This is a genomic window from Tsuneonella sp. HG094 (genome assembly GCF_053819285.1).
In genome coordinates, this window is record NZ_JBSORA010000001.1 from 2,469,737 (window position 1) to 2,495,005 (window position 25,269).

The 25,269-nt window shown below is 63.7% G+C and carries 27 protein-coding genes; 21 read left to right on the forward strand and 6 right to left on the reverse strand.

The features are described from left to right. Window positions 1-15: 15 nt before the first annotated feature. The 3 genes from ACWPMX_RS12260 to ACWPMX_RS12270 all read left to right on the forward strand — a co-directional run bounded on the left by ACWPMX_RS12260 (window position 16) and on the right by ACWPMX_RS12270 (window position 3,815). Window positions 16-510, forward strand: a complete 495-nt coding sequence (locus ACWPMX_RS12260; RefSeq protein ID WP_455700277.1) for a hypothetical protein — start codon at window positions 16-18, stop codon at window positions 508-510. Window positions 511-645: 135 nt separating this feature from the next. Beyond that, window positions 646-1,299, forward strand: coding sequence for a hypothetical protein (locus ACWPMX_RS12265; RefSeq protein WP_455700278.1), 654 nt, complete (start codon window positions 646-648; stop codon window positions 1,297-1,299). Window positions 1,300-1,793: 494 nt separating this feature from the next. Next, window positions 1,794-3,815, forward strand: a complete 2,022-nt coding sequence (locus tag ACWPMX_RS12270; protein ID WP_455700279.1) for a ribonucleoside-diphosphate reductase subunit alpha — start codon at window positions 1,794-1,796, stop codon at window positions 3,813-3,815. Window positions 3,816-3,879: 64 nt separating this feature from the next. Here the strand turns inward: ACWPMX_RS12270 and ACWPMX_RS12275 are convergent, their stop codons facing one another. Next, window positions 3,880-4,143, reverse strand: coding sequence for a DUF2171 domain-containing protein (locus tag ACWPMX_RS12275; RefSeq protein ID WP_455700280.1), 264 nt, complete (start codon window positions 4,141-4,143; stop codon window positions 3,880-3,882). A gap of 366 nt (window positions 4,144-4,509) precedes the next feature. On the opposite strand from ACWPMX_RS12275, the gene ACWPMX_RS12280 reads away from it, so the two are divergent. Continuing rightward, window positions 4,510-5,574 (forward strand): ribonucleotide-diphosphate reductase subunit beta, encoded by a 1,065-nt coding sequence (locus ACWPMX_RS12280; RefSeq protein ID WP_455700281.1) that lies wholly within the window; start codon window positions 4,510-4,512, stop codon window positions 5,572-5,574. Next, a complete protein-coding gene (locus ACWPMX_RS12285; RefSeq protein ID WP_455700282.1) occupies window positions 5,571-6,233 on the forward strand; it encodes a DUF4145 domain-containing protein in 663 nt (220 codons plus the stop codon). Before ACWPMX_RS12280 ends, ACWPMX_RS12285 begins: the two co-directional genes overlap by 4 nt. A gap of 277 nt (window positions 6,234-6,510) precedes the next feature. Here the strand turns inward: ACWPMX_RS12285 and ACWPMX_RS12290 are convergent, their stop codons facing one another. Next, entirely contained in the window at window positions 6,511-6,849 is a 339-nt protein-coding gene (locus ACWPMX_RS12290; protein ID WP_455700283.1) for a hypothetical protein, read from the reverse strand. A 135-nt stretch (window positions 6,850-6,984) separates the two neighbouring features. Between ACWPMX_RS12290 and ACWPMX_RS12295 the strand changes: the two genes are divergently transcribed. After that, on the forward strand, window positions 6,985-7,560 hold the full coding sequence (locus ACWPMX_RS12295; protein ID WP_455700284.1) for a MarR family transcriptional regulator: 576 nt from the start codon (window positions 6,985-6,987) through the stop codon (window positions 7,558-7,560). Between the two features lie 199 nt (window positions 7,561-7,759). Here the strand turns inward: ACWPMX_RS12295 and ACWPMX_RS12300 are convergent, their stop codons facing one another. Next, window positions 7,760-8,548, reverse strand: a complete 789-nt coding sequence (locus tag ACWPMX_RS12300) for an SDR family oxidoreductase (protein WP_455700285.1) — start codon at window positions 8,546-8,548, stop codon at window positions 7,760-7,762. Next, on the reverse strand, window positions 8,548-9,711 hold the full coding sequence (locus tag ACWPMX_RS12305) for an acyl-CoA dehydrogenase family protein (RefSeq protein WP_455700286.1): 1,164 nt from the start codon (window positions 9,709-9,711) through the stop codon (window positions 8,548-8,550). The genes ACWPMX_RS12300 and ACWPMX_RS12305 overlap by 1 nt, the downstream gene beginning before the upstream one ends. A 95-nt stretch (window positions 9,712-9,806) precedes the next feature. On the opposite strand from ACWPMX_RS12305, the gene ACWPMX_RS12310 reads away from it, so the two are divergent. Both ACWPMX_RS12310 and ACWPMX_RS12315 read left to right on the forward strand, forming a co-directional pair. Then, complete coding sequence (locus ACWPMX_RS12310) at window positions 9,807-10,682, forward strand: alpha/beta fold hydrolase (protein ID WP_455700287.1); 876 nt, start codon at window positions 9,807-9,809, stop codon at window positions 10,680-10,682. A gap of 95 nt (window positions 10,683-10,777) precedes the next feature. Next, on the forward strand, window positions 10,778-11,710 hold the full coding sequence (locus ACWPMX_RS12315; protein WP_455700288.1) for a homocysteine S-methyltransferase family protein: 933 nt from the start codon (window positions 10,778-10,780) through the stop codon (window positions 11,708-11,710). A gap of 12 nt (window positions 11,711-11,722) precedes the next feature. Here ACWPMX_RS12315 and ACWPMX_RS12320 read toward each other — a convergent pair whose 3' ends face one another. Further along, window positions 11,723-12,871, reverse strand: coding sequence for a CaiB/BaiF CoA transferase family protein (locus ACWPMX_RS12320; RefSeq protein ID WP_455700289.1), 1,149 nt, complete (start codon window positions 12,869-12,871; stop codon window positions 11,723-11,725). Window positions 12,872-12,957: 86 nt separating this feature from the next. Here ACWPMX_RS12320 and ACWPMX_RS12325 point away from each other — a divergent pair, with 86 nt between their 5' ends. The 13 genes from ACWPMX_RS12325 to ACWPMX_RS12385 all read left to right on the forward strand — a co-directional run bounded on the left by ACWPMX_RS12325 (window position 12,958) and on the right by ACWPMX_RS12385 (window position 24,503). Beyond that, window positions 12,958-14,226, forward strand: a complete 1,269-nt coding sequence (locus tag ACWPMX_RS12325; protein WP_455700290.1) for an acetyl-CoA C-acetyltransferase — start codon at window positions 12,958-12,960, stop codon at window positions 14,224-14,226. A 45-nt stretch (window positions 14,227-14,271) separates the two neighbouring features. After that, entirely contained in the window at window positions 14,272-14,481 is a 210-nt protein-coding gene (locus tag ACWPMX_RS12330) for an acyltransferase family protein (protein WP_455700291.1), read from the forward strand. A 25-nt stretch (window positions 14,482-14,506) separates the two neighbouring features. Next, window positions 14,507-15,178 carry an acyltransferase family protein gene (locus ACWPMX_RS12335; RefSeq protein WP_455700292.1) on the forward strand — a complete coding sequence of 224 codons (672 nt, stop codon included), beginning with the start codon at window positions 14,507-14,509 and terminating at the stop codon, window positions 15,176-15,178. An 85-nt stretch (window positions 15,179-15,263) separates the two neighbouring features. Then, complete coding sequence (gene hppD, locus ACWPMX_RS12340; protein ID WP_455700293.1) at window positions 15,264-16,364, forward strand: 4-hydroxyphenylpyruvate dioxygenase; 1,101 nt, start codon at window positions 15,264-15,266, stop codon at window positions 16,362-16,364. Next, window positions 16,361-16,924 (forward strand): VOC family protein, encoded by a 564-nt coding sequence (locus ACWPMX_RS12345; protein ID WP_455700294.1) that lies wholly within the window; start codon window positions 16,361-16,363, stop codon window positions 16,922-16,924. The genes hppD and ACWPMX_RS12345 overlap by 4 nt, the downstream gene beginning before the upstream one ends. A 104-nt stretch (window positions 16,925-17,028) precedes the next feature. Continuing rightward, window positions 17,029-18,642 (forward strand): aldolase catalytic domain-containing protein, encoded by a 1,614-nt coding sequence (locus tag ACWPMX_RS12350; protein ID WP_455700295.1) that lies wholly within the window; start codon window positions 17,029-17,031, stop codon window positions 18,640-18,642. 14 nt (window positions 18,643-18,656) lie between these two features. Then, window positions 18,657-19,400: an HpcH/HpaI aldolase family protein gene (locus tag ACWPMX_RS12355; RefSeq protein WP_455700296.1), complete on the forward strand. Its 744-nt coding sequence runs from the start codon at window positions 18,657-18,659 to the stop codon at window positions 19,398-19,400. Continuing rightward, window positions 19,397-20,071 carry an acylneuraminate cytidylyltransferase family protein gene (locus ACWPMX_RS12360; protein ID WP_455700297.1) on the forward strand — a complete coding sequence of 225 codons (675 nt, stop codon included), beginning with the start codon at window positions 19,397-19,399 and terminating at the stop codon, window positions 20,069-20,071. The genes ACWPMX_RS12355 and ACWPMX_RS12360 overlap by 4 nt, the downstream gene beginning before the upstream one ends. 1 nt (window position 20,072) lies before the next feature. Beyond that, a complete protein-coding gene (locus ACWPMX_RS12365; RefSeq protein ID WP_455700298.1) occupies window positions 20,073-20,732 on the forward strand; it encodes an HAD family hydrolase in 660 nt (219 codons plus the stop codon). A 78-nt stretch (window positions 20,733-20,810) separates the two neighbouring features. Then, window positions 20,811-21,245, forward strand: coding sequence for a hypothetical protein (locus tag ACWPMX_RS12370; protein ID WP_455700299.1), 435 nt, complete (start codon window positions 20,811-20,813; stop codon window positions 21,243-21,245). Beyond that, entirely contained in the window at window positions 21,242-23,440 is a 2,199-nt protein-coding gene (locus ACWPMX_RS12375; RefSeq protein ID WP_455700300.1) for a hypothetical protein, read from the forward strand. The genes ACWPMX_RS12370 and ACWPMX_RS12375 overlap by 4 nt, the downstream gene beginning before the upstream one ends. Next, window positions 23,422-23,721 (forward strand): hypothetical protein, encoded by a 300-nt coding sequence (locus ACWPMX_RS12380; protein WP_455700301.1) that lies wholly within the window; start codon window positions 23,422-23,424, stop codon window positions 23,719-23,721. The genes ACWPMX_RS12375 and ACWPMX_RS12380 overlap by 19 nt, the downstream gene beginning before the upstream one ends. Window positions 23,722-23,843: 122 nt before the next feature. Next, window positions 23,844-24,503, forward strand: coding sequence for a response regulator transcription factor (locus ACWPMX_RS12385; protein WP_455700302.1), 660 nt, complete (start codon window positions 23,844-23,846; stop codon window positions 24,501-24,503). On the opposite strand, the gene ACWPMX_RS12390 is transcribed toward ACWPMX_RS12385, so the two are convergent. Then, a complete protein-coding gene (locus ACWPMX_RS12390) occupies window positions 24,485-24,964 on the reverse strand; it encodes a PilZ domain-containing protein (RefSeq protein WP_455700303.1) in 480 nt (159 codons plus the stop codon). The two genes, ACWPMX_RS12385 and ACWPMX_RS12390, sit on opposite strands and share 19 nt — an antisense overlap. Between the last annotated feature and the right edge of the window lie 305 nt (window positions 24,965-25,269).

Sequence of the window (25,269 nt, forward strand, 5' to 3'; positions counted from 1 at the left end):
ATGGACAAGGTACTTTTGACGGGCGCCGCGGCGCTGTTCCTTGCATTTCCCGTTTCATCGGCCGCCCAGGACCAGATGGTGGTTCGAGGCGACGAAACCGCAGTCCAAGCTTGGGTCTCGGATGTCGGCGACCAGCTCGACCGGCGACTGGCTAGCGCCCCGGCGCGCATTGGCACTGCTTCGCCCAACGGCGCCGCGCAGATTCGATTCCGCCGCGGGGTCGACGGTCGGCCAACCGACGTTCGCCTGATCAACAGGAAAGGAAACGGGTTTTTCCGGGCCTATGCCGTGCACACGGTGAACCGGCTGCAGAACCTGCCGGCGCTGCCGCCCACCCATGCGGCATCGACCGAGATCATCGCCAACATCGTCGTCGCCGACAGTGCGTCGCATCGTGAACGACTGGAGGAGATGATCGCGGGCTGGGAAGAACGGCGCATCGCTTCCGGCCCCGCCGAACGGACCGTCCTCGCGGTCGCATCCGGCAGCACAGCCTACCGTCCGAACTGACGTCGGACGGCGGTACCGCCGCTCCCCGACTGCGGAAAGTGGGGGGCGGTGGTACTATCCTTCAGGCCTGCTCGAACTGGGCGACGGTCCGGGCCGACAAGTGGAGCTTTCGGGCGTCTCGTCGGTTTATCGGGAATGGTTTACCCGTCCCCGGCTTTCCCGCCCCGGTCCGTCGCCCTCGCGATCGTGCTTCCAATACTGCTGTCAGCGTGTTCTTCGGAAGCGACACCCCCGGATGCGAGCGCCAGCGCTGCGACCGGTGCGGAAGCGTCGGCCAGCGAGACCGCCCCGGTCGTGCCGGTCACCCAGTCGACCCCGGTCGCCGACCCCCAGGCCCAGGGCAGACGCCACCAGTACACTTCGCTCAAGGATTGCCGCGTGATCCGCGAGGAACGCGAGGAAATGCCCTTTGTCGAGACCGAATGCACCGGGTCTGCGGGCTGGAATATCCGTATTTCCGATTCGGATGCCCGCCAGCGGATGTCGCTCGTCGCTCCCGGCGGGGCTGTGACGAAGCTTGCGCTCGACCGGATCGGCGGTGGCGCGTTCAGTTCCTTCGGCTCGACCGCCGAGTGGCGGGGCGCGGCCTCGGGTGATTTCGCCCCCGACGGACTCGTAGTGCGCTACAACGTCGCGGAGAACCCGCACCCAGCACCCGAGACCTCTTACCTCCTCGCAGTCCGGCTCGAAGGGACGCCTTGCATCGTCCGCGTGGTGTCACCGATGCCCGGTCAGAACGATTCGGCGCGAGGTGCTGCGGACTCTCCCGGGGATTGCACCGCCAGATGAAGGTTGCGCCGGATTGCCGTTCCCGATTCGAAAATTGCCGCCCCGGATTCGATCGATTCATCGATCTCAGGGGACAAAAAAAAATTCGTAAAAAGTCTTTTGCCACTTGCGCAGCGCGCGGGCCGTGGAAATCCGGCGCGTCGCGGCGTTGCAGTCGCATAATACACCCGCCGTTGGAGGGCCCGAACGGGGTTAATGCGCGATTGACCCTATTGCGTGTGAGTCCGGCTTGATTCACTATCTGTTGTGGTTGGTGACCAAGGGGGACCCACAAGACCTAGTTTTCGTGCGCCGCGCACACCATATGTGCCGGATAGCGAGAACTGCGCCTTGCGGGAGCGTTGGACACCATCGCCGGGGACCGATCTGGGGATAAGTTTTCACCCATCGGCCCGGCGAAAATGGTAGTCGGGGCGCTTCGCTCCGAATCGAACGAATGCGGAACAAGGGGGTCGCGATACCACCGGTTCCGAAGGGCAACGGACGGGGCACAGATGGACTTCAGAACTGGGAACGAGGCGGCCATGGGGCTCGAGGAAACGACTGTCGATGCCGACACGGCGACTCCGGGCGAAACGGCCGCTCCCAAGCATTCGGCGGTGACGATGGAACGCAGTGACAAGGGTAGCGAGGCGCTCGTCGCCGACATGGCCGCAGGCGCCATGGCGGAGGCTGTGAAAGCGGTCGCGAAGGCGCCCGAGGCCGACAGCAAGAAGATCGCCGACCGGCGCTTCACCATCGCTACCGATGCATCGCGCGATGCGCTGCTGACCGACTTCGGCAAGGACACGCTGACCGATCGCTACCTGCTGCCGGGCGAAAGCTACCAGGACCTCTTCGCGCGCGTCGCCGATGCCTATGCCGACGATCAGGATCACGCGCAGCGGCTCTACGACTACATCTCGAGGCTGTGGTTCATGCCTGCGACCCCGGTGCTGTCGAACGGCGGTACCAGCCGTGGCCTGCCGATTTCGTGCTATCTCAACTCAGTGAGCGACAGCCTCGACGGCATCGTCAACACCTGGAACGAGAACGTGTGGCTGGCCAGCAAGGGCGGCGGCATCGGCACCTACTGGGGCAACGTGCGCGGGATCGGCGAGCCGGTCGGCCTCAACGGCAAGACCAGCGGCATCATTCCCTTCGTCCGCGTGATGGACTCGCTGACCCTCGCGATCAGCCAGGGCTCGCTGCGGCGCGGATCGGCCGCGTGCTACCTCGACGTCTCGCACCCCGAGATCGAGGAATTCCTCGAGATCCGCAAACCCTCGGGCGACTTCAACCGCAAGGCGCTTAACCTGCACCACGGCGTGCTCGTCACCGACGAATTCATGGAAGCGGTGCGTAGCGGCGACGAGTGGATCCTCCGCTCGCCCAAGGACGGCAGCCCGCGCGGCAAGGTCGATGCGCGCAGCCTGTTCCAGAAGCTGGTCGAGACGCGCCTCGCCACGGGTGAGCCGTACATCGTGTTCTCCGACACGGTGAACCGCACGATGCCCAAGCATCACCGCGATCTCGGCCTCAAGGTCTCGACCTCGAACCTGTGCTCGGAAATCACCCTGCCCACCGGCATCGACCACCTCGGCAACGATCGCACCGCGGTCTGCTGCCTGTCGTCGCTGAACCTCGAGACGTGGGACCAGTGGGAAGGCGACAAGGCCTTCATCGAGGACGTCATGCGCTTCCTCGACAACGTGCTGCAGGACTACATCGACCGCGCGCCGGACGAGATGGCCCGCGCCAAGTACTCGGCCGCGCGCGAACGCAGCGTCGGCATGGGCGTGATGGGCTTCCATTCCTTCCTCCAGATGAAGGGCATCGGCTTCGAAAGCCCGATGGCCAAGGTCTGGAACCTGAAGATGTTCAAGCACATCGCCGCCAAGGCCGAGGAGGCGAGCCTGGTGCTCGGCCAGGAGCGCGGACCCTGCCCCGACGCCGCCGACGCCGGCGCGATGGAGCGGTTCAGCTGCAAGATGGCGATCGCGCCGACCGCCTCGATCAGCATCATCTGCGGCGGCACTTCGGCGTGCATCGAGCCGATCCCGGCGAACATCTACACCCACAAGACGCTGTCGGGCAGCTTCATCGTGAAGAACCCGTACCTGGAAAAGCTGCTCGAAAAGAAGAGCAAGAACTCCACCAACGTGTGGAACTCGATCCTCGAGAAGGGCGGCTCGGTCCAGCACCTCGACTTCCTCACGCCGGAGGAAAAGGCGGTCTACAAGACCTCGTTCGAGATCGACCAGCGCTGGCTGCTCGAATTCGCGGCCGACCGCACGCCGTTCATCGATCAGGCGCAGAGCCTCAACCTCTTCATCCCGGCCGACGTCGACAAGTGGGACCTCGCGATGCTCCACTTCCAGGCTTGGGAGAAGGGCATCAAGAGCCTCTACTACCTGCGGTCGAAGAGCGTGCAGCGCGCCGGTTTCGCCGGCGGGGTCGAGGCGGACAACACGCCCGAAGCGGCGAAGTACGAACTGCCGACCACCGACTACGACGAGTGCCTCGCCTGCCAGTAAGGCGTTCGGTTATGCGCAAGATGAAAGCGGCCCGCCGGAAACCACCGGCGGGCCGTTTCGCGTTCTACTCGGCTTCTTCTTCCTCAAACTGCACGGCGTTTGCGCCGGTTGCGCTGAGGCGGACCTGGTCGCCTTCGACGCCGGCGACGAGGCCCAGCGAGATGTAGTGGTGGTGGCCGCTGTGCGCGCCTTCGGCACCTTCAATCTCGGCGCCCGAATCGGCCTTGGTCAGCTTGATCCGGTCGCCATCGACATGGTCGACAGTGCCGACGTGGACGCCGTCTGCGCCGATCACTTCCATGTGTTCGCGGATGTCATGCTCGCTCATCGCTGGTCTCCTTGTGCGTGTGCCGGAGAAGCGAGCGGCGCAGGCGTTGGTTCCGCCTGTCACGCCCCCACAAAGTGGTACGCCCCTCCGGACGAATCCGAAGGGGCGTGAGGGTTGCGGGACGGTGCCCCGCGAAAAGGGGAAAAACGAAGACACCGCCCCGCGTTTCCCTCACTACGGCCGGAGGAGCTCGATTCCTTGGTCCGGCCGTTGATCGGTTAATGAGCGAGAACCACGCCGGTTCCGCACATGGTTATCCCCGCATCAATCGACACTATTGCCTTCGAATCGCAGCCGTGATTCCCTATGTTGGAGGTTCGCGCGATCCGCAGAATCACGCGGTCATGTCCACACGGGGAACACAAGATGTCGCTGCTCGAAGCTCGCAAGACCTACAAGCCCTTCGAATACCCGTGGGCCTACGAATTCTGGAAGCGCCAGCAGCAGGTGCACTGGCTGCCGGAAGAAGTGCCGCTGGGCGAGGACTGCCGCGACTGGGCGCAGAAGCTCTCCGATCACGAGCGCAACCTGCTTACGCAGATCTTCCGTTTCTTCACCCAGGCCGACGTCGAGGTGCAGGATTGCTACCACGACAAGTACGGCCGCGTGTTCAAGCCGACCGAGATCAAGATGATGCTGACCGCGTTCTCCAACATGGAGACGGTGCACATCGCGGCCTATTCCCACCTGCTCGACACGATCGGCATGCCCGAAAGCGAATACGGCATGTTCCTCGAGTACGAGGAGATGAAGGCCAAGCACGACTACCTGCAGGAATTCGGCGTCGACACCGACGAGGATATCGCCCGCACGCTCGCCATGTTCGGCGGCTTCACCGAAGGGCTGCAGCTGTTCGCCAGCTTCGCGATGCTGATGAACTTCCCACGCTTCAACAAGATGAAGGGCATGGGCCAGATCGTCAGCTGGTCGGTGCGCGACGAAAGCCTCCACTGCGAAGGCATCACCCGCCTGTTCCACGCCTTCGTGCACGAGCGCCAATGCCTGACCAAGGCGGTGAAGGAAGACATCATCGACGCCTGCCAGAAGACGGTGCGGCTAGAAGACGCCTTCATCGACCTGGCGTTCGAGCAGGGGCCGGTGCCGGGCATGAGCGCGAAGGAGATCAAGCGCTACATCCGCTACATCGCCGACTGGCGCCTGGGCCAGCTCGGCTTCCAGCCGATCTACATGGTCGAGGACCACCCCCTCCCCTGGCTCGCCCCGCTGCTCAACGGCGTGGAGCACGCCAACTTCTTCGAAACCCGCGCGACCGAGTATTCGAAGGCGGCCACCCGCGGCAACTGGAACGACGTCTGGTCGAGCTTCGACTCGCGCCAGAAGGCCAAGGCCGGCGAACAGGCGAACGATGTGGACGAGGCGAGAGAGCCGGACATGTTCGGCGGAGAGGGCGGGAGCGTGGCGGCGGAGTGAGTCGTCAGCTTCTCTCGGGCGGCATAGCTTTTGGGATCGAAAGATGCCCGCAATGCGGCGTGTCTAATCCGCTTTTGGAAAAGGTCGGTCAAGCCCACCGACATTACGCTAAAAAAGGCTACGACGCGACGGAGTATTGGTATTTTACCTGTCGGTGCTCAAAATGCCGTAATCACGTACTTTTTTACGGTTATCGTAAAGATGAGAGCAAGTCAGAGGCGCTGGACAAGATTGAACTCACAATTACTCGCAGTTTTCCAGGTTTAGAGCGAGCGGCGGACGAACTCCCCTCTATGGCGGCGAAGTTTTACCAGCAAGCGATCGAGTCTAAGCACGCCCCTGATGGCGCGTTGATGTTAGCGGCATCTTCAATCGACGCGATGCTGAAGGATAAAGGGTACCAGGAAGGCGCGCTGTACGACCGCATAAAGAAGGCCAATTCTGACGGGCTTTTGACGGCGGAAATGGCCGCGTGGGCTCATGAGATTCGTTTGAGTGCTAACGAGCCGCGCCACGCCGATGAGACTTTTTCTGGAGCCACGCCGGAAGATGCAGAACAAGTGCTGGCGTTTGCAAAATCGCTTGGCGAATACCTTTACGTCCTTCCTGCTCGAGTTAAGCGTTGGAAAGACCAGGCCCGGCAAGCAGAGCAGGTATGACTAAGGTATCAGTCTCTAAGGTCTCATTATGCTCCTACCCCAAGAGCCCGCTTGCCAGCGCATTTAGACTCGATCCTGACCGTGAGGGGGCGGCGATTCGGGACCATCCTCGCCGACCCGCCCTGGCAATTTCCAGAACTGCGCCGGCAAGGTCGCACCCGCGTATCCGTTGCGCTGAGACTCGCCCACCCCCGGCCCCTCCCGCAGGCGGAGGGGAGTAGTTTGTGCCACTTCCCAGATGCAGCGCGGCCAGTCCCCCTCCCGCTTGCGGGAGGGGTTAGGGGTGGGCCTGCGCTGACGCCCGCAGCCGCTCCACCGCCAGCCGGATCGCGGTGACGACGCCCTCCACGTTCCCGAACACCTCGGCATTAGCGAAGCAATGTGCGCGCGCCGAACTCACTATGGTGAAATCTTTCAAGGCACTACGCGCTCTTCCGAATTGAATAAGGGCAACTACGTAGCTAACCATCCTAACGGTATCGGAAGGCGGGAAACGATGAGCGTCAGGGAAGAACCAGGAGGATCGTTCGATCTCGAGCACTGCATCGCAGTACTCGAAAGCGTGCTCGAACGATGCGATGCCGCCCACCAGTCGCGGGCCGCGCTTCATATCCATCAAGCGATCGAGTCGCTGAAGCGCGAACGTGATTAACCGATATCAAGTTTGATTCCGACGAGACCCCTTCCCAAGCTAGCTTGCAAGGTCCAAAGCACACTCTCGATCGCAAAAGAACGATAAGGGTTATGTGGGATGCCGGAAAGCGACTCTGCTCGCCTGTCCCGAAGTGAAAAGCGCGATCGGAAGACTGATCACGAGAACGACTTTCACCGCGCCGACGACTTGCGCGCCATCGCTATGCACCTGCTCGAAATAGCCGCACAGGACGATCCGGCGCCCTCGGTTCCGTCGGACAAACCGCGCACCGGTCGCGCTTCGCCCCCCAAGCGGGACAATAGCAACGAGTTCCTGAAATCGCTTGCCCGCTTCATCTATCAATACCGCCGCCGGCGCGAACAGTATTTCGATCCCGAACTGTTCGGAGAACTTGCCTGGGACATGCTGCTCGACCTGTTCATCGCCAAGGTCGACGGCAAGCGCGTCTCGGTGACCAGCTTGTGCGTGGCGTCCGCGGGTCCGTCGACCACCGCCCTGCGCTATATCACGTTGCTCACCGACGAAGGCCTAATCAGGCGCGAGCAGCACGAAGGAGATGCGAGGGTCAAATTCCTCGAGCTTACCGACGCAGGGTTCGACGCGATGCGCCGCTTCCTGGCGGGTGAGGTCGCGGCCTACCGTGGCCGTCTGCCCTTCATGATACGAAGCTGACACCCACGAACGACGCAGGTCGGATCATTTTCCTACACCCCCGAATTGTGCTCCACCCTCGCGGATGAGCCCGCTCCGCTGCCGCTCCAAAACGCCTGCAAAAAAGCCCCTCCCGCCCCGGCCCGGAGTTTCCTCCCAGGACAGTGTGACACGTGTGACATGCCCTCGGCGAAAAGGCCCGCGCCTTGCCGCCGCAGGGTCAGCCCTTGAGCATGTCCATTCGCCCCGCGTCGCCCACGCTGCTGCCGCCGTCGACGTCGAGGATCGTGCCGGTGACGTAGCTGGCGGCGGGCGAGCAGAGGAATACCGCCGCCTCGGCGATCTCGTCGATCTCGCCCCAGCGCTTCAGCGGAATGCGGTTTTCCATGGCCTCGCGCATGCCCGGCACGGGGGCGAGGCGGTCCATGCCCTCGGTCCCCGCGATCGGGCCGGGCGAGATGCCGTTGACGCGCACCGCCGGGCCCCACTCGATCGCCAGCGTGCGGATGACCTGGTTGATCCCCGCCTTCGCCGCGCAGGCATGGATCTGCAGCGCCATCGCCTGCTCCGCCTGCCCCGCGGTGATCGCGATCAGGCTCGCCCGGTCGGCCAGCAGGTCGTGGCAGGCGCGGAAGGTGTTGAAGGTGCCGAGGAGGTCGATGTCGATCACCGTCTTGAACGCGTTGGCCGACATGCCGAGCGCGGGGGCGAGGAAATTGCCCGCCGCCCCCGCGATCACGATGTCGAGCTTGCCGAACCGCTCCGCCGCCTGCTCCAGTCCGCCGCGGATCGCTGCGTAGTCGCGTACGTCGCACGACAGGCCGAGCGCGCCACCGCCGATCGCCTCGGCCGCGCGAACGGCCTTGTCTGGATCGCGTCCGCACACCGCGACCTTTGCGCCGAGTGCGGCGAAGCGCCTCGCGATGCCGAGGTTGATCCCGCTCGTGCCGCCGGCGACGAAGGCGACCTTGCCTTCGAGCAGGCCGTCGCGAAAGGTTGCGCCCTCCATCACATCGACCGCGCGATGAGCATCTTCATGATCTCGTTCGACCCGCCGAAAATGCGCGTGACGCGGCTGTCGCGAAACATCCGCGCGATGGCGAGGTCGTTGATGTACCCCCAGCCGCCGTGGAACTGGAGGCACTTGTCGACCACTTCGCCCTGCAGCTCGGTCAGCCAGTACTTGGCGATCGAGGCGGTCGTCACGTCGAGCTCGCCGCGCAGGACCTTGGCGGTGCAGTCGTTGACGAAAACCTTGGCCGCGGTCGCCCGCGCCTTGAGGTCGGCGAGCACGAACTGGGTGTTCTGGAAGTCCCAGATGGTCTTGCCGAATGCTTTGCGCTGCTTGACGTATTCGACCGTGGTGTCGAGCGCGCGCTCGATCACCGACATCGCGCCGATGGCGATCACCAGCCGCTCCTGCGGGAGTTCGCCCATGAGCTGATAGAATCCGCGCCCCTCGACCCCGCCGAGCACGTTTTCTGCCGGCACGAAGACGTCGTCGAAGAACAGCTCGCTGGTGTCGGCGGCGTCCTGCCCGACCTTGTCGAGCTTCTTGCCGCGGCGGAACCCCTCGGCTCCCTCGGTCTCGAGGCACATCAGGCTGATACCCTTGGCGCCTTCCTTCGGGTCGGTCTTGGCGACGACGATGATGAAGTTGGCGAGCTGGCCGCTGGAGATGAAGGTCTTCGCCCCGTTCAGGCGATAGCCGTTGCCGTCCCGAATCGCGGTGGTGGTGATGTTCTGGAGGTCGCTGCCCGCGTCGGGCTCGGTCATCGCGATCGCGCTGATCAGCTCGCCGGTGACGAGGCGTGGCAGCCACTTCTTCTTCTGCTCCTCGGTCCCGTGGCGGACGACGTAGGGCAGGATGATGACGTTGTGCAGAGATGCGGCAAACCCGTCGACGCCCTTCGCCGCCTGCTGGTCGAGCACCACGAGGTCGTGGCGGAAATCGCCGCCGTGGCCGCCGTATTCGACCGGCACCGTCATGCCGAGCAGGCCGGCTTCGCCCGCCTCGCGCCAGAACGCAGCCTCGACCATGCCGTCCTCGCGCCACTTCTCGACCCGCTTTTGCGGCGCGTGCTGGTCGTAGAACTTGCCGACCGCATCGCGGAAGATGGCGATCTCCTCTTCAGCCATGAACTCGGGTTCGGGCACATCGATCACAGGCACGCAATGATCCTCTCGATTTGATTCTTGTCTTGGCCGAAAGGTATCAGGCGGGTAGCGAACCGCAACGCAATTTCCCGCTTACGTAAAGGGCAGTCATGGAAACGAGTGGGCCCACTTCGCAGAGCTACATCAGCCAGCGCACCCGGTTGCACTACGCCGACTGGGGCAATCCCGATGCGCCGCCGCTAATCCTGCTCCACGGCGGGCGCGACCATTGCCGCAACTGGGACTGGACGGCGCAAGCGTTCCGCAAGGACTGGCACGTGATCTGCCCGGACCTGCGCGGGCATGGCGACAGCGAGTGGAACAACAACGGCACCTACACCACGATGGGCTACGTCTACGACCTTGCCCAGCTCATCCATCAACTCGGTCTCGCCCCCGTGACGATCGTCGCGCACTCGCTCGGCGGCAATATCGCCACGCGCTACACCGGGCTCTATCCCGACAACGTCCGCAAGCTGGTCACGATCGAAGGTCTCGGCCCCAGCCCGAAGATGGTCGAGGAACGCCGCGCGCGGCCCTACGGCGAGCTATGGACGAGCTGGATCGCCAAGAAGCGCGAGTCCTCGTCGCGCTCGGTGCGCAAGTACGCAACCTTCGAGGACTGTCTCCAGCGCATGCGCGAGGCGAACAGCTACCTCTCGGCCGAACAGGCCCGCCACCTCACCCTGCATGCGGTGATGCGCAACGAGGACGGTACCTTCAGCTGGAAGTTCGACCCCCACCTCCACGCATGGCCGCCCGACGACGTGCCGACCAAGGGCCAGCACGCACTCTGGGCGGCGATCACCTGCCCCACGCTGATGATCTACGGCGCGGATTCGTGGGCGAGCAATCCGGAGAAGGACGGCCGGCTGGCGCTGTTCGGCGACAACGTGACGGTGAGCGAATACGAGCGCGCGGGCCACTGGGTGCACCACGACAGGTTCGAGGATTTTTTGAGCGAGGTGGGCGCTTTCATCAGCTAGCTCACGGACCGGCCTGATCGTATCGCCCGGCGGGTCGACCGTTGATGGTCGCGCCATGGCGTGCCACAGGGGTGCCGGTCGCGAAGGAGGTCTCGATGTCCCGAGCGCAATTGCCGCAACTATCCCGCCCGTTCCTGACCGACGCCGGGCTCGAAACCGACATCGTGTTCAACCGCGGCATCGACCTGCCGCATTTCGCCTCGATCACCCTCCTCGCCAGCGTGCAAGGGCGCGAGGCACTTGCCGACTACTTCCGTGGCTTCCTCGACCTTGCCGCGCGCATGGGGAGTGGGTTGATCCTGGAAAGCGCCACGTGGCGCGCAAGCGCGGACTGGGCGCAGCCGCTCGGCCTGTCGCCCGACGAACTGGACGCGCTGAACCGCGAAGCGATCGCCAAGCTCGCCCGACTGCGCGATGACTATGCAGACCGTGTGCCCGACGTGATCGTCAGCGGCTGCCTCGGCCCTCGGGGTGACGGATACGACCCCGGGCAGGCCATGAGCGTCGACGAGGCGGCGCAGTACCACTCCCGCCAGGCAAGTGTCCTCGCGGGCTCAGGCGCGGACATGCTGTCCGCCATCACGATGACCAACATCCCCGAAGCAACGGGAATCGCCCTTGCGGCCCGCGAGCTCGGCGCCGAGGTGGCGATCAGCTTCACGGTCGAAACCGACGGGCGCCTTCCGACCAGCGACACGCTCGCCGAGGCGATCACTGCGGTCGACTCGGCGACGGACGCATATCCGGCCTACTACATGATCAATTGCGCGCACCCGACGCACTTCGCGCACTCGCTCGACGAAGGTGCGGCGTGGACCCGCCGCATAGGAGGCATCCGCGCGAATGCCTCGCGATGCAGCCATGCCGAACTCGATGCGATGACCGAACTCGACATGGGTGATCCCGACGAGCTGGCGGCAGAGTACCGCGACCTCATCCGCGCATTTCCCGGCATCCGCGTCATGGGCGGATGCTGCGGCACCGACCTCCGCCATGTCACGAGGATTGCCGAAGCCTGCCTCGCGTAGGCACCGCGAAACTCAGACGATCGTGCCTGCCTCTCGCAACTGCGCGATCGAACGGGCATCCATGTCGAGCGAACCGAGGATTTCATCGGTCTGATCCCCCGGCATCGGCGCCGGTTCGGGTGTGGAGGTCTCCGTCCCCGAATAACGCGGCGCGGGCGCAGGCTGCATCGCGCCGCCGACGTCCACGAACGTCCCGCGCGCCTTGTTATGGGGATGCTCCACCGCCTCGCCCATGGTCAGCACCGGTGCGTAGCAGACGTCGGTGTGTTCCATCAGCGCGTCCCACTCGGCGCGGGTCTTCGTCCTGAACAGTGCGGTGAGCTTGGCCTTGAGCGGACCCCATTGCTTACGGTCGTGCTGGGCATCGAAGTCGGTGTCCTCGGCGAGGCCCGCGAGTCGCCGCAGCTCGGCGTAGAACTGGGGTTCGATGCTGCCGATGGAGACGAACTTGCCGTCGGCAGTCTCGTAGGTGTCGTAGAAGTGCGCGCCGGTGTCGAGCATGTTGGCACCGAGGTCCTCCGACCACACGCCCATCGCCTTCATCCCGTGCATCATGCTCATGAGAACCGCGGTGCCGTCGGTCATCGCGCAGTCGATCACCTGGCCCTCGCCCCCTCGTGCAACGTTGAGCAACGCAGCGACCATGCCGAAGGCGAGCATCATCCCGCCGCCGCCGAAATCGCCGACCATGTTGATCGGCGGCGTGGGCTTGCCGCCCGCCCGGCCGAAGTGCGCCAGCGCCCCGGCGAGCGCGATGTAGTTGATGTCGTGCCCGGCGTAGGGAGCATAGGGTCCGGTTTGGCCCCAGCCTGTCATACGCCCGTAGACGAGCTTGGGGTTGTCGGCGAGCAACTCGTCCGGCCCCAGCCCGAGTCGCTCCATCACCCCGGGCCGAAACCCCTCGATGATCCCGTCGGCACTCGCCGCCAGCCGCCGCGCGAGCGCGACGCCTTCCGCGCTCTTGAGGTCGATGGCGATCGACTTCCGGTTGCGGGCCAGCACATCATGTCTGGTGATCGGCATCGAGCCGCCCCGCGTACCGCTCTTGCGGTCGATGCGAATCACTTCGGCGCCATGGTCGGCGAGCATCATGCCGCAGAACGGGCCGGGGCCAATGCCGGCGAATTCGACGATACGGATGCCTGAAAGGGGACCGGCCAATCGTTCTCTCCATTTTCCTCGACTTGCGCCCTTGCTGGCCCGCACTTACGTGTCCGTCAACAGTGACACGCCGAGAGGATCCAATCATGGGCGAGGCCTACATCATCGACGCGGTGCGCACCCCCCGGGGGATCGGCAAGCCGGGCAAGGGCGCATTGTCGCACCTCCACCCACAGCATCTGGCCGCGACGGTCCTCAAGGCGATCAAGGATCGCAACCATCTTGACACCGCCACGGTCGACGACATCGTCTGGTCGACCAGCAGCCAGAACGGCAAGCAGGGCGGCGACCTCGGGCGGATGGCGGCGCTGTCGGCGGGCTACGACGTGAAGGCGAGCGGCACCACGCTCGACCGCTTCTGCGGCGGCGGGATCAGCAGCGTGAACTTCGCGGCCGCTTCGGTAATGAGCGGCATGGAAGACTGCGTCATCGCGGGCGGGACCGAGATGATGAGCTACACGGCTGCATTTGCCGCCGAGCAGGCCAATGCCGGTCTGCCGCCGCGGCTGATGGGCAGCGGGCACGAGGCGCTCGACGAACTCCACCCCCAGACCCAGCAAGGCGTCGCGGGCGATGCGATCGCGGCGATCGAGGGGATCGACCGCGAGGCGCTCGATGCGCTGGCGCTCGTCAGTCAGCAGCGTGCCGATCGGGCGATTAAGGAGGGTCGCTTCGCAAAGTCGGTCGTGCCGGTGCATAATCCCGACGGCAGCCTTGCGCTCGACCGCGAGGAATTTCCCCGCCCCGAAACGACCGCGGAAGGGCTCGCCGCACTGCGGCCGAGTTTCGAGGCGATGGCCAACTTCGACACGGGCAACGGCCGCACCTTCGGCGACCAGGTGAAGCGGCGCTACCCCGACCTCGAATGGAAGGGTGTGCACCACGCCGGCAACTCGTCGGGAGTGGTCGATGGCGCTGCGGCGCTGCTGATTACGTCGCCCGAGTACGCGAAAGAGAATGGCCTTAAGCCCCGCGCCCGGATCGTAGCCTACGCCAACCAGGGCGACGACCCGACGCTGATGCTCAATGCCCCAGTCCCGGCGGCAAAGAAGGTGCTCGCCAAGGCGGGCCTCACCAAGGACGACATCGACGTCTGGGAGATCAACGAGGCCTTCGCCGTCGTTGCCGAGAAATTCATCCGCGACCTCGACCTTCCGCGTGAGAAAGTGAACATCAACGGCGGCGCGATGGCGCTGGGCCACCCGATCGGCGCCACCGGATCGATTCTCGTCGGCACCGCGCTCGACGAACTCGAGCGCTCGGGCGGCCGCTACGGCCTGATCACCATGTGCGCCGCGGGCGGCATGGCCCCGGCGGTGATCATCGAGCGCATCGAGGGTCAGTTCGAGAGTTGACGGAACGGCTTGCCCGGGGTCCGAAAGCGCGACAGACCTCGGGATGTGAAACGTATCGAACCGATAGAGTGGTTGCGGGGAATCGCCGCACTCTGGGTGTTCGGGTATCACGCCAACCTGCTGACCATGAGCGAGAAATACTTCGACAGGCCATCGGTGGGTTCGATCGCGGAGTGGGGACACCACGGGGTCGAAGTGTTCTTCGTCCTCAGCGGGTTCGTGATGGCCGTCTCCGTCCCGCGCACGGCGCGATGACTGGCAGGGTCTGCGCAGGTACGCGGTGCGCAGGATCTTTCGAATCTTCCCTGCCTATCTCGTCGTCTTCGTCCCGCTGACTGTCGTAGCCTTCGTCACCGGTCTCGGCACGCCGACGAGCGGAAGCGTCAGCGATTTTGTCCTCGCCAACGCGCTGCTGCTGCCGCGCGATGACCAGACATCCTTCGTCCCGATCGTCGCCTGGACGCTCGTCCACGAACTGATGTTCTATGCGGTTTTCGCTCTGGCTTTCGTTCGGCGTTGGCTGGCGATCGGTGCGCTCGGTATGTGGGGCGGGCTCTGCCTTGCGGCGCATCTGACCGGAACTCCCCAAGGTTGGCAGATGCAGTTGAGCCTGCTCAATCTCCTGTTCCTTGCAGGAGTGGCCCTTGCACAGGTCGCGGGCGACCGCATCGGCAGCCCGCGTGTCGGGCACCGCCTTTGGACCGCGCCGTTGAGCATTCTCGGCCGCTGGTCATACGGTCTGTACCTCGTTCACTATCCTGTCCTCGTCGCGATCGCGATAGCGCTGACGAAGCTTGGCTGGCCGGCGTGGGCGATGTGGATCCTGGGGTTCTTCGTGTCATTGGGTGCGGCGGGAACGCTCTACCTTCTCGTCGAAAAGCCGGGGATCAAGGCCGGCAAGCGCCTCTTGGCGATGAGCGACAGCAATATCCGGCCCGCCACCGGCGAGTAGGTGAGGTCCCGCCCGTCGAACGCTGGACATCGTGCGCACTCAGTGCTATTTAGTTTCAAACGAAACTACCACTCGGAGACCCTGCATGGCCGACCTGTTCGAGAACCCCGCCGGACTCGATGGATTCGAATTCGTCGAGTTCTGCGCGCCCGAGAAGGGCGTCCTCGAGCCGGTGTTCGAGGCGATGGGCTTTACCCGCGTGGCGCAGCACCGGTCGAAGGACGTGCACCTGTGGCGCCAGGGCGGGATCAACCTGATCGCCAACTACGAACCCAGGAGCGCCGCGTGGTTCTTCGCCCGCGAACACGGCCCCTCTGCCTGCGGCATGGCCTTCCGCGTGCGCGACGCGCGCAAGGCCTATGCCCACCTCTTGGAAAAGGGCGCGGAGCCGGTCGCGGTCGAGACGGGGCCGATGGAACTGCACATCCCCGCGATCCGCGGCATCGGCGGCGCGATCCTTTATCTGGTCGATCGCTATGCCGACGAAAACGGCGACGGCCTCAGCATCTACGACATCGACTTCGATTACCTGCCGGGCGTCGATCGCAACCCCGAAGGCGCTGGGTTCGACCGCATCGATCACCTGACCCACAACGTCTACGGCGGGCGGATGAAGTACTGGGCGGACTACTACGAGACGCTCTTCAACTTCCGCGAGATCCGCTATTTCGACATCAAGGGCGAGTACACCGGCCTCACCTCCAAGGCGCTGACCGCACCCGACGGAAAGATCCGCATCCCGCTCAACGAAGAGGGCAAGGGGGGCGGCGGCCAGATCGAGGAATTCCTGCGCGAATTCAACGGTGAGGGTATCCAGCATATTGCGCTCATTTGCGACGATCTTCCGGCGGCATGGGACAAGCTCAAGACGCTCGGCGTGCCCTTCATGACCGCACCGCCGAACGCCTACTACCAGATGCTCGACGAGCGGCTGCCCGGCCACGGCGAAGACAATGAAGCGCTGCAATCGCGTGGAATACTGCTCGATGGAACGACCGAGGGTGGCCAACCCCGTCTCCTGCTCCAGATCTTCGCGCAGGCACAGGTCGGCCCGGTGTTCTTCGAATTCATCCAGCGCAAGGGCGACGAAGGATTCGGCGAAGGCAACTTCAAGGCGCTGTTCGAGAGCATGGAGCGCGACCAGATCGAGCGCGGCGTGCTCGAGGTGAAGGAGCCGGCGGAATGAGCGCGAACCCGATCAAGCTGGGCGGCATCCACCACACCGCCTATCGCTGCAAGGACGCGAAGGAGACGGTCGAATGGTATGGCCGCGTCCTTGGCATGGATTACACCACCGCGTTCGCCGAGGACCACGTCCCCTCGACCGGCGAATACGACCCCTACATGCACGTGTTCCTCGATGCGGGTAACGGCAACGTGCTCGCCTTCTTCGAGCTGCCCAACCAACCGGAAATGGGCCGCGACGCCAACACCCCCGCCTGGGTCCAGCATCTCGCCTTCAAGGTCGGCAGCGAGGCGGACCTGCTCGCCGCCAAAGAGCACATCGAGGCGCAGGGCATCGACGTGCTCGGGCCCACGCACCACGGGATCTTCAAGTCGATCTATTTCTTCGACCCCAACGGGCACCGCGTCGAACTTGCGGCCGATATCGGCACGGACGAGCAGTACGCCGAGCTGAGGCGCGTCGCGCCGATCATGCTCGACGAGTGGAGCCAGACCAAGAAAGCTCCCCGCCACGCCGACTGGCTGCACGCGATCGCGCGCGAGGAGAATGCAAAGGGCTGATTGTTTTCGATGAATCAGCCGCAAGGGCGCGTTGCAATGCAGCATTCTAGCGGATAACACGTAAGGCCTTCGCGCCCCGCCATTTTCCAGAGTCCGCTGAACCCATGCACCAGGTGTCCGTCCTCGATTGCACGCTGCGCGACGGCGGATACTACAATGACTGGAATTTCGAGCCGGCATTGGTCAGCGAATATCTCGCGGCGATGAGTGCGGCCGGTGTCGACGTGGTCGAACTCGGCCAGCGCTTCATCGGAAACAGCGGCTTCAAGGGTCCGCACGCGTTCACCACCGACGATTTCCTGCGCAGCCTGCCGATCCCGGATGACGTCCACGTCGCGGTGATGGTGAACGGTGCCGACCTGCTGCGCGATGCCGCGGTCGACGACGCCCTTGCGACGCTGTTCCCCGAAACCGCGCAGACCTCGCCGGTCGATATCGTTCGGGTCGCTTGTCACCTGCACGAAATGGCCGAAGCGCTCGCTGCAGCCGACTGGTTGGCGGAGCGTGGATATCGGGTCGGTTTCAACCTCATGCAGATCGCCGATCGCACGCGGGACGAGGTCGTGTCGGTCGCACGCCTGGCGGCCGGGCATCCGGTCGAAGTGCTCTATTTCGCCGACTCGATGGGCTCGATGACACCGCGTCAGACGGGGCAGATCATCGGCTGGTTGCGCGAAGGTTGGCCGGGGCCGATCGGCATCCATACCCATGACAACATGGGGCTGGCGTTGCAGAACTCGCTCGCGGCGATCGCCGAAGGCGCAACGTGGATCGACGCCACAGTCACCGGCATGGGGCGCGGGCCCGGGAACGCGCGAACCGAGGAGCTCGTTATCGCCCTCGAAGGCGAGGATGGCCGGAAACCGAACCACGTTCCGCTTCTGTCGCTGGTCGCCAACCGGTTCCAGCCGATGAAGGCGAAATATGGCTGGGGCTCAAACCCGTTCTATTTCCTGTCGGGCAAGTACGGCATCCACCCGAGCTACATCCAGGAGATGATGGGCGATTCGCGGTACAGCGAGGAAGACATCATCGCGGTGATCGATCACCTGCGCCGCGACGGCGGAAAGAAATACACGGCTGCATCGCTCAACACCGCGCGGTCGTTTTTCGGCAGCGAGTCGCCCGATGCCGGCACTTGGCGCCCAAGCGAGGCGTTTGCCGGCCGGGAGGTGCTGCTCCTCGGCGCGGGGCCGGGAGTCGATCGGCACGCCTCCGCGCTGTGCGCGTACATCGAGCGGGCGCGGCCAGTGGTGATCGCGGTCAACACGCGGGGCGGCCTTCCCGAGAGCCTGATCGATCTGCGGGTCGCCTGCCATCCCGTTCGCCTCCTCGCCGACGTTGCCGAGCATGCGGCCCTTCCCCAGCCGCTGATCACACCCTTTGCGGGGCTGCCCGAGTCCGTTCGGGAAGCGCTCGCCGGCAAGGATGTGCGCGACTTCGGCATCGCCATCGCGCCCGATACCCTCCATTACACCGACACCGGGTGCACGATCTCCAGTCCGCTGGTCGCAAGCTATGCCCTGGCGGCACTCGCGAGCGGGCGAGCGGCGCGGATCCTGCTCGCGGGGTTCGATGGTTTCCCGCGCGGCGACCGGCGTAACGACGAGATGGAAGCGATCGTCGAACGCTACCTCGCTCGCGCCGACGTTCCGCCACTGGTCGCGATAACCCCGACCGCTTACCCGCTGCCCGTGCAGTCGGTTTACGGAATGTGACGCGGAGCATGAGCTTGCGAACCAGACTGGCCGACGGGCGTTCCGCCACCGGCATCTTCAGCAAGACGCTGGATAGCGCGTTCGTCGAGGCGGCGGGCCTGGGCGGGCTCGACTTCATTATCCTCGACATGGAGCACGGGCCCGTCTCGCTCGAACTGCTGCACCATCACGTTCGGGCCGCCCGGTTGACCGGGATGGCGCCGATCGTGCGGGTTCGCGGCGTCGACGCCCATGCAATCGGTTCGGCCCTCGATGCGGGGGCCGCGGGCGTACAGGTGCCCAACGTATCGACTGCCGAAGAAGCGCAAGCGGCTGTCGCCGCGGCCCGCTTTCATCCGCAAGGCGCGCGCGGCGTCTGTCGCTTCGTCAGGGCGGCGGAATACGGCGGCCGGGAGAAAGCGGACTATTTCGCCGGCGCGAACGAGGCGCTGCTCGTCCTGCAAGTCGAGGGGGTCGCCGGCATCGCCAATCTCGACGCCATTCTCGATGTGCCGGGTTTCGACGTGCTGTTCGTCGGACCTTACGACCTGTCGCAATCGGTCGGACTTCCCGGCCAGGTGGATGCACCCCCGGTCGAGGCGGCCATCGCCGACATCGTCCGCAGCGCGACAGCGGCGGGCAAGGCGCTGGGTATCTTCTGCGATACGCCCGCAGCGCTCGCCCGCTACCGGGAATCGGGCATCCCCTACATCGCCTATTCGGTGGACGTCGGCCTGTTTCGCGATGCGGTCGCAGCTATCGTGGAGACTCGGGCGTGAGCCGTGTCGTCGCCATCGTGCCGGTCCGCAAAGGTTCGCAGCGGGTGCCGCGGAAGAACGTTCGCGCGTTTGCTGGCACCACCCTGCTCGACCTCAAGCTCGAGGTTCTCAAAGGGATCTCGCGGGTGGACGACGTCATCGTCAGTACCGACTGCGAAGAATGCATGGGGATTGCCCGCACCCACGGCGTGCGGGTGCAGCAGCGCGACGATTACCATGCCGGCTCGACCGTCACCAACGACGTCCACTGGCGCCATATCGCCGAGTCGACGCCCGGCGAGGTGGTCTTCATGACTCAGGTCACCAGCCCCTTCGTACGCCGGTCGACCCATGTCGACGCGATCGACCGGTACCTCGATTCGCTGGACACGTTCGACAGCCTCAATTCGGTTACCCCGGAAAAGAAGTTCCTCTGGCATGACGGTGCGCCGCTCAACTACGACGTCGACAAGACGCCCAAAAGCCAGGACCTGCCCGATATCGTCTCGCTCAATTTCGCGATAACGCTGATTGCCCGCGAACTGATGATTGCACGCGGCAATGTCGTCGGTGCGCGGCCGCAGTTCATCACGCTCGACAAGACCGAGGCGATCGATATCGACGACATGACCGATTTCGCGGTGGCCGAAGCGATGTTCCGCGAGCTGGGGCGCGACTGGCTGCTCGATTGACGTGACCGCCCCGTATCGCACCGCCCCCTATCGCACCTACGTGTTCGACTGCGACGGTGTGATCCTCGATTCCAACCGGCTGAAGACCGAGGCATTCCGCAGCGCCGCGCTCCCCTACGGAACGGAAACGGCCCAGGCACTCGTCGATTATCACGTCGCCCACGGGGGAATTTCGCGGTTCGTGAAATTTCGCCATTTCCTCGATGCAATCGTACCGGGCGCGCAGGGTCCGGGGCTTGAGACGCTACTCGCTGCCTATGCCGATGCGGTTGCCGATGGACTGCGCAGCTGCGCGATCGCGCCGGGCATCACCGATCTGCGCGTGAAGACGGCGGGCGCCCGCTGGCTGATCGTGTCAGGGGGATCGCAGGACGAACTGCGCGCGGTTTTTACCGAGCGAGGACTTGCCGGAATGTTCGAAGGCGGGATCTTCGGCAGTCCCGACACCAAGGACGAAATCCTCGCCCGTGAGTGCGCATCGGGCAATATCGAGGGCCCCGCCTTGTTCATCGGCGACAGCGTCTACGACTGGCAGGCAGCAAGCGGCGCAGGGATCGATTTCGTCTTCGCTACCTGGTGGACCGAAGTCGCCGACTGGCAGGATTTCGTGGCCAGGCAAAGCCTCCGAACGATCGGTTCTTTATCGCAGCTCGCCGTCTGACTGCACAGAAACTATTTTCCTACAGGCCCCTGCCTGTATATCTGGTTCCGCGTTTGTTCCTCCAGCAAAGGACCGCGCATGCCGACCCCCATTCAAGAACCTGCGAAATACGTGACCCCGGTCGCGATCGGATTTGCCGATCAAAGCGGTAACATCGCCCTCGTTTCGGCAACCACTCCCCTGCCGACGAGTTCGGGCGATAGCGACAGCGCGACGCCGACGGCGCCCCTGGCCGGACAGGCCGCGAGCAGCACCGTCGTCGGGCCCTTCGTCCCCGGCATTCGGCTGCCGATCCACCTGCAACTGAGCGGAAGCTGGACCGGATCGGTCACGCTGCAGCGCTCGACCGATGGCGGCGCGTCGCGCTTTCCCCTAACCGTCGCGGGGCAGCCGTGGGCCCGCTTCACCGGCAACGCCAACGAAGTCGTCTGGGACGAGAGCGAGGATGGCGCGACCCTGTGGCTCGACATCGCGCTCCAGAGCGGCACCGTCCAGTATCGGATCTCGCAATGAGCGCGCTGGACTTCGCCGCGCGCGGACTTGCCGCCGCCGCCCGCGCCAGCGAGCCGCGCCTGTTCGCGGCGCTTGCCGACGCCCCCGTCCCGGCCGACGTCTCCCGCATCGAGAGTGCCGGGCACGCTGCCCCGGGCTTCGGCATCGCGAGCTACGTCTGCGACGGGCGCGCGGACCCCGCCTTTGCGGCCGCCCACCCCGCTGCCTGCTTCCGCGTCGCCGACGGACGGACGTTCCGGCTGGCCGGAGCAGAGGACGGCTTCGTCACGCCCGAGATGTTCGGCTGCCCTGCAGCCGCGCCCGGCGTCAACCAGCAGCCGCACATCCAGGCCGCGATCGACTATTGCATCGCGATCGGCCTCAAGGGTGTTCGCTTTACCCAGCCGCGATACGAGTTGTGGTGCCCGCAGCGCACCGGCTATGCGGCGGGGCAAGGATACGACCCGCTGAACCATTCCGGCAATTTCATGGTGATCGCACCGGGCGGGGCGATCGCGTTGCGCGGAATGAACGCCGGCCGCACGATCCTCCACTGCAAGGGCCCGAGCGGCGGCGACCTTCTCGACGACTATCAGGTCGTGCCGGTGTCGAGTTATGGCGGTGACTGCATCTGGCGCGGCGCGGCGATCAAGCTGTGCGGCACCGCTACGCCATGGACCGCGCGCCTGCCCGATGCGCAGCTTGCCCACATCGACGTGCGCGATCTTGCCATCCGCACCGGCATGAAGGCCGCGATCAACAGCGACTGGCCTGCGCTCGCCGCGACCCACCCGTCCTATACGCCCGCACGCTTGAACTGCTGGGACATCTCCAACAAGTGCATCTACTCCCAGCAAGACCGGCAGGTCGGCAACTTCCACTTCGAGAACTGCGAGTTCAGCGGATGGCTTGGCGAGGCGATGTATCTGCCCGGCGCCGGCAACTCGCCCGATCGCACGGTGGGCAGCGAAGTCGTCATCCGTAACTGCGTCGTGCGCGAAACCAATGGCCAGGCGCTTAATCCCGGCGGTCCCGTGCGGTTCGAGGTCGACGGCTTCTTCGCCGAAAACTGCATCGCCGGGTGGGAAGGCCTCGCCGGCAACAACACCCGCATCGTCAACGCCAGGTTCCGCAACTGTCGCAGCGCGGGCGTCGCGGGCGGCGACGGCTTTGCCACACCGCTGCGCGCCGACGGGTCGCTGCCTGTCTGCGAGATCGACATCACTTGCGAAAATTGCGGCGACTTCATGCTCGGCAGTTTCGTCCAGGGACGGCTGACGCTGGTCGATACGTCGCTGACCCTTCAGGCGTTCAACCAGTTCGGCAGCATCAGCGAGGTGCGCAACACCGCGGTAGACGTCACGACGACGGTCCACGCGAAGAGCGTGAGTTGGGCGTTACGGTTCGCCGGACTGGCAGCCGCCGGCAGCAAGCATGTGGCGAACAATTCGATCCGGCTGCAGGCCAAGCGGAGCAAGGAGGCCGTCGCGGCGGGCCATGCGTTCGGAGCGCTGCTCAACCAGGCCTATTCGCTGGGCGACAACAACGTCGCCTACCTGCGCGGGCACGCGAACGGGATCGGCGGACTGACCGGCATCACCGATCGTACCGTATCGGTCATCGACGAAGGCATCGTGATGGGCGGCAACGGCTTCGGCACCTCGTTCGATCCGACCACCACGAGTTCGCCCGAGATGGGGAGCGGCTTCATGCGGGCAGCGGTCTTTTCGGGATCGACGACCTACAACAACGTGAACCTGCCCAGCCCGTCGAGCTACAACCACGGCAGCGAAATCGTCGTCTACAACCTCGAAAACTCTGCCGGAAAGCTGATGGCCGTTCGCGACAGCGGGGTCGAGCGCGCGCTGGTGGGTTTCAAGAACCAGGCCCGTTTCCGCTGCAACCGGCTGACCGGGCAGTGGGATCTCGTCAATCCCGTGCTCCCGCAAAAGGCCACCGCCAGCATCGACATCGCATCGACCGCCCTGGGGGCCGAGAGCGGTCCCTACACGGTTCCGGCAAGCGGCTGCCGCGCATGGCACCGCGCCGATGCCGGGATCAGCCAGAGCGGAACGATGCCCGCCGGCTTCGCGATTGCGCGCGTACGCCCCCGGACCGACGCGATCGACATCTGGGTCCGCAATGTTGACGGCGCCAATCCCGCCGATCCGGCGGCGGCGAACTTCACGGCGCGCTGGTGGATCGATCCGGGGTAAAAGTTGCACCAGCTCGGCTAGATGCGGCAAAGGCTTGGCGGGCGACGCTTTTGCGGTCTATAGACCAGCCGACCTCACAGTGGGCACAGGTGTCGACCTCGTTTTTTGAAAAGAATTTGATGGAAAAGCTATTAAGACTTTTTTCTAGGATGTTGGGAGAAAGATTTTCTAGAGAAACTCTTTTTTCTCCTGAGTTTCAGTTGCTTTTTGTATTCTTTGGTGCCGCTGTTTTACTATCAGCTATCATTATTTTGAGATTAGTTTTTATTGGTGAATTTTGAATTTCTCATATCGTTTTAGAATTGAAACTTTAGCAGCCGGCCGGCCTCGCTCAGTTTACATCGGCTGCCCTCGGGTCTATGCACCTTGCACTTAATCTATCGATCGCAGGATGGATTATGCTATGACATTCAACATCTTGGTCGTTGATCCGCGATCCGCGCGAGGCGACTCCCTTGCGAGATTACTCCGATGCCAAGGCCTTTGTACCAAGGCCGTCAGCAGTGCTCAAAAGCTTTTGGACCAAATATCTCGACACTCAAGACCAGTCAGCGGGAGCGGCCGACATGAAGGCTTGATCTTAATTCCCGATGATGGAGACCATATCTCAAACACGTTGAAAAAAATTCGCAACCAAGGCCACGACTTACCGGCAGCGGCGTATACTACGTCAAGTCTCAATTCACGCAAGGTGTTTGAAGCTTACTGCCTTGGGGTCTTTGACTATTTTTCTCTTCCAAGCGACGAGCTTACAATGCCTTCTCGAATCCGAGAAGCGATAAGCAAGTCAATGCTCACTTACAAGAATGCCGACAAAGCTGCATTAGCGTCTGAGAAAGTTAGACTCCTATCGCCGCGCGAACTAGAAGTGATGGAATTGTTAGTTGTAGGTGAGTCAAGCAAAGAGGCAGCGAGAGCTCTTCGAATAAGCTTCAGAACTGTTGAAATTCATCGACAATCGGTTATGACTAAGTTTAGCGCCAAAAACACGTACGAAGCTGTCGCAATTTATGTATTGTCCAAAATTTCTAACGAGGCTTTTGCTCATCGCAGTGTGAACTGATTGATGACGTGAACTAAAACTGAACTGTGTAATGGTACATCAAACTTTAAACCAGAGCCGTCAGCCTTCTGCCATCGAATAACAGCTTGTATTGGACCAATCACTCCAATCTTTATACTGACGTGCTCACCTGCTTTGGCAGTGCCCGACTCGCTTACCCGGCACCCGCTTTCTGAGAGATCAAAAATTGTTACGCTGAAGCTACCTCGCGTCGTAAACAACCGACCAAGGATGGTGACAGGGTGCCGCTCTTCCGCCCTGTCGATCGCCACGCGCTCCACCTGTGCTTCGGCTGTAGGTGTCAGCTTCGCCGTTTCTTTCGAACTATAGAGTTGAGTGTAGAGTTGTTCTGCGGATGTCCAAAAGCTCTTTTCCGCTCCAAGATTGATCGCCGGCTTCCCATTCAGCCAGCAAGCCCATATTTCACCCGATCGCATTACAAAGAATGGGTTGTCGGACATTGGTTCTCAGCCAAGTGGAGCCGGGAGGGCAGCATCCACTGGCCCGTCGTGACAAAAATGTCGAGTGAATGAATGGGGGTCTGCCCAGATAATGCACTCACGGTCCAAGGGGGGGCAATCCATCCAGACGAACGCTCCGCCCGTCCGCCGGGACGCGGCAACGCCAAGCTCCTCATTGGACGCAATCGCGCACGCCGCCGCCAGCGCGAATTCCCGGTCTTCGGCCCACCCAGTTTGCGGCGCGTCCAGGAAGGCTTGCTCGCTCATCCGGCGAAAGCTAGCCGATGCCGCGTTTGCGCTCGACC

Bases quoted from the DNA above. Each gene is read 5' to 3' on its own strand.
- ACWPMX_RS12265 (WP_455700278.1), top strand. From the start codon at position 646: ATGGTTTACCCGTCCCCGGCTTTCCCGCCCCGGTCCGTCGCCCTCGCG.
- ACWPMX_RS12270 (WP_455700279.1), top strand. From the start codon at position 1,794: ATGGACTTCAGAACTGGGAACGAGGCGGCCATGGGGCTCGAGGAAACG.
- ACWPMX_RS12275 (WP_455700280.1), bottom strand. From the start codon at position 4,143: ATGAGCGAGCATGACATCCGCGAACACATGGAAGTGATCGGCGCAGAC.
- ACWPMX_RS12280 (WP_455700281.1), top strand. From the start codon at position 4,510: ATGTCGCTGCTCGAAGCTCGCAAGACCTACAAGCCCTTCGAATACCCG.
- ACWPMX_RS12290 (WP_455700283.1), bottom strand. From the start codon at position 6,849: ATGGATATGAAGCGCGGCCCGCGACTGGTGGGCGGCATCGCATCGTTC.
- ACWPMX_RS12295 (WP_455700284.1), top strand. From the start codon at position 6,985: ATGCCGGAAAGCGACTCTGCTCGCCTGTCCCGAAGTGAAAAGCGCGAT.
- ACWPMX_RS12300 (WP_455700285.1), bottom strand. From the start codon at position 8,548: ATGGAGGGCGCAACCTTTCGCGACGGCCTGCTCGAAGGCAAGGTCGCC.
- ACWPMX_RS12310 (WP_455700287.1), top strand. From the start codon at position 9,807: ATGGAAACGAGTGGGCCCACTTCGCAGAGCTACATCAGCCAGCGCACC.
- ACWPMX_RS12315 (WP_455700288.1), top strand. From the start codon at position 10,778: ATGTCCCGAGCGCAATTGCCGCAACTATCCCGCCCGTTCCTGACCGAC.
- ACWPMX_RS12325 (WP_455700290.1), top strand. From the start codon at position 12,958: ATGGGCGAGGCCTACATCATCGACGCGGTGCGCACCCCCCGGGGGATC.
- hppD (WP_455700293.1), top strand. From the start codon at position 15,264: ATGGCCGACCTGTTCGAGAACCCCGCCGGACTCGATGGATTCGAATTC.
- ACWPMX_RS12345 (WP_455700294.1), top strand. From the start codon at position 16,361: ATGAGCGCGAACCCGATCAAGCTGGGCGGCATCCACCACACCGCCTAT.
- ACWPMX_RS12350 (WP_455700295.1), top strand. From the start codon at position 17,029: ATGCACCAGGTGTCCGTCCTCGATTGCACGCTGCGCGACGGCGGATAC.
- ACWPMX_RS12370 (WP_455700299.1), top strand. From the start codon at position 20,811: ATGCCGACCCCCATTCAAGAACCTGCGAAATACGTGACCCCGGTCGCG.
- ACWPMX_RS12375 (WP_455700300.1), top strand. From the start codon at position 21,242: ATGAGCGCGCTGGACTTCGCCGCGCGCGGACTTGCCGCCGCCGCCCGC.
- ACWPMX_RS12385 (WP_455700302.1), top strand. From the start codon at position 23,844: ATGACATTCAACATCTTGGTCGTTGATCCGCGATCCGCGCGAGGCGAC.
- ACWPMX_RS12390 (WP_455700303.1), bottom strand. From the start codon at position 24,964: ATGTCCGACAACCCATTCTTTGTAATGCGATCGGGTGAAATATGGGCT.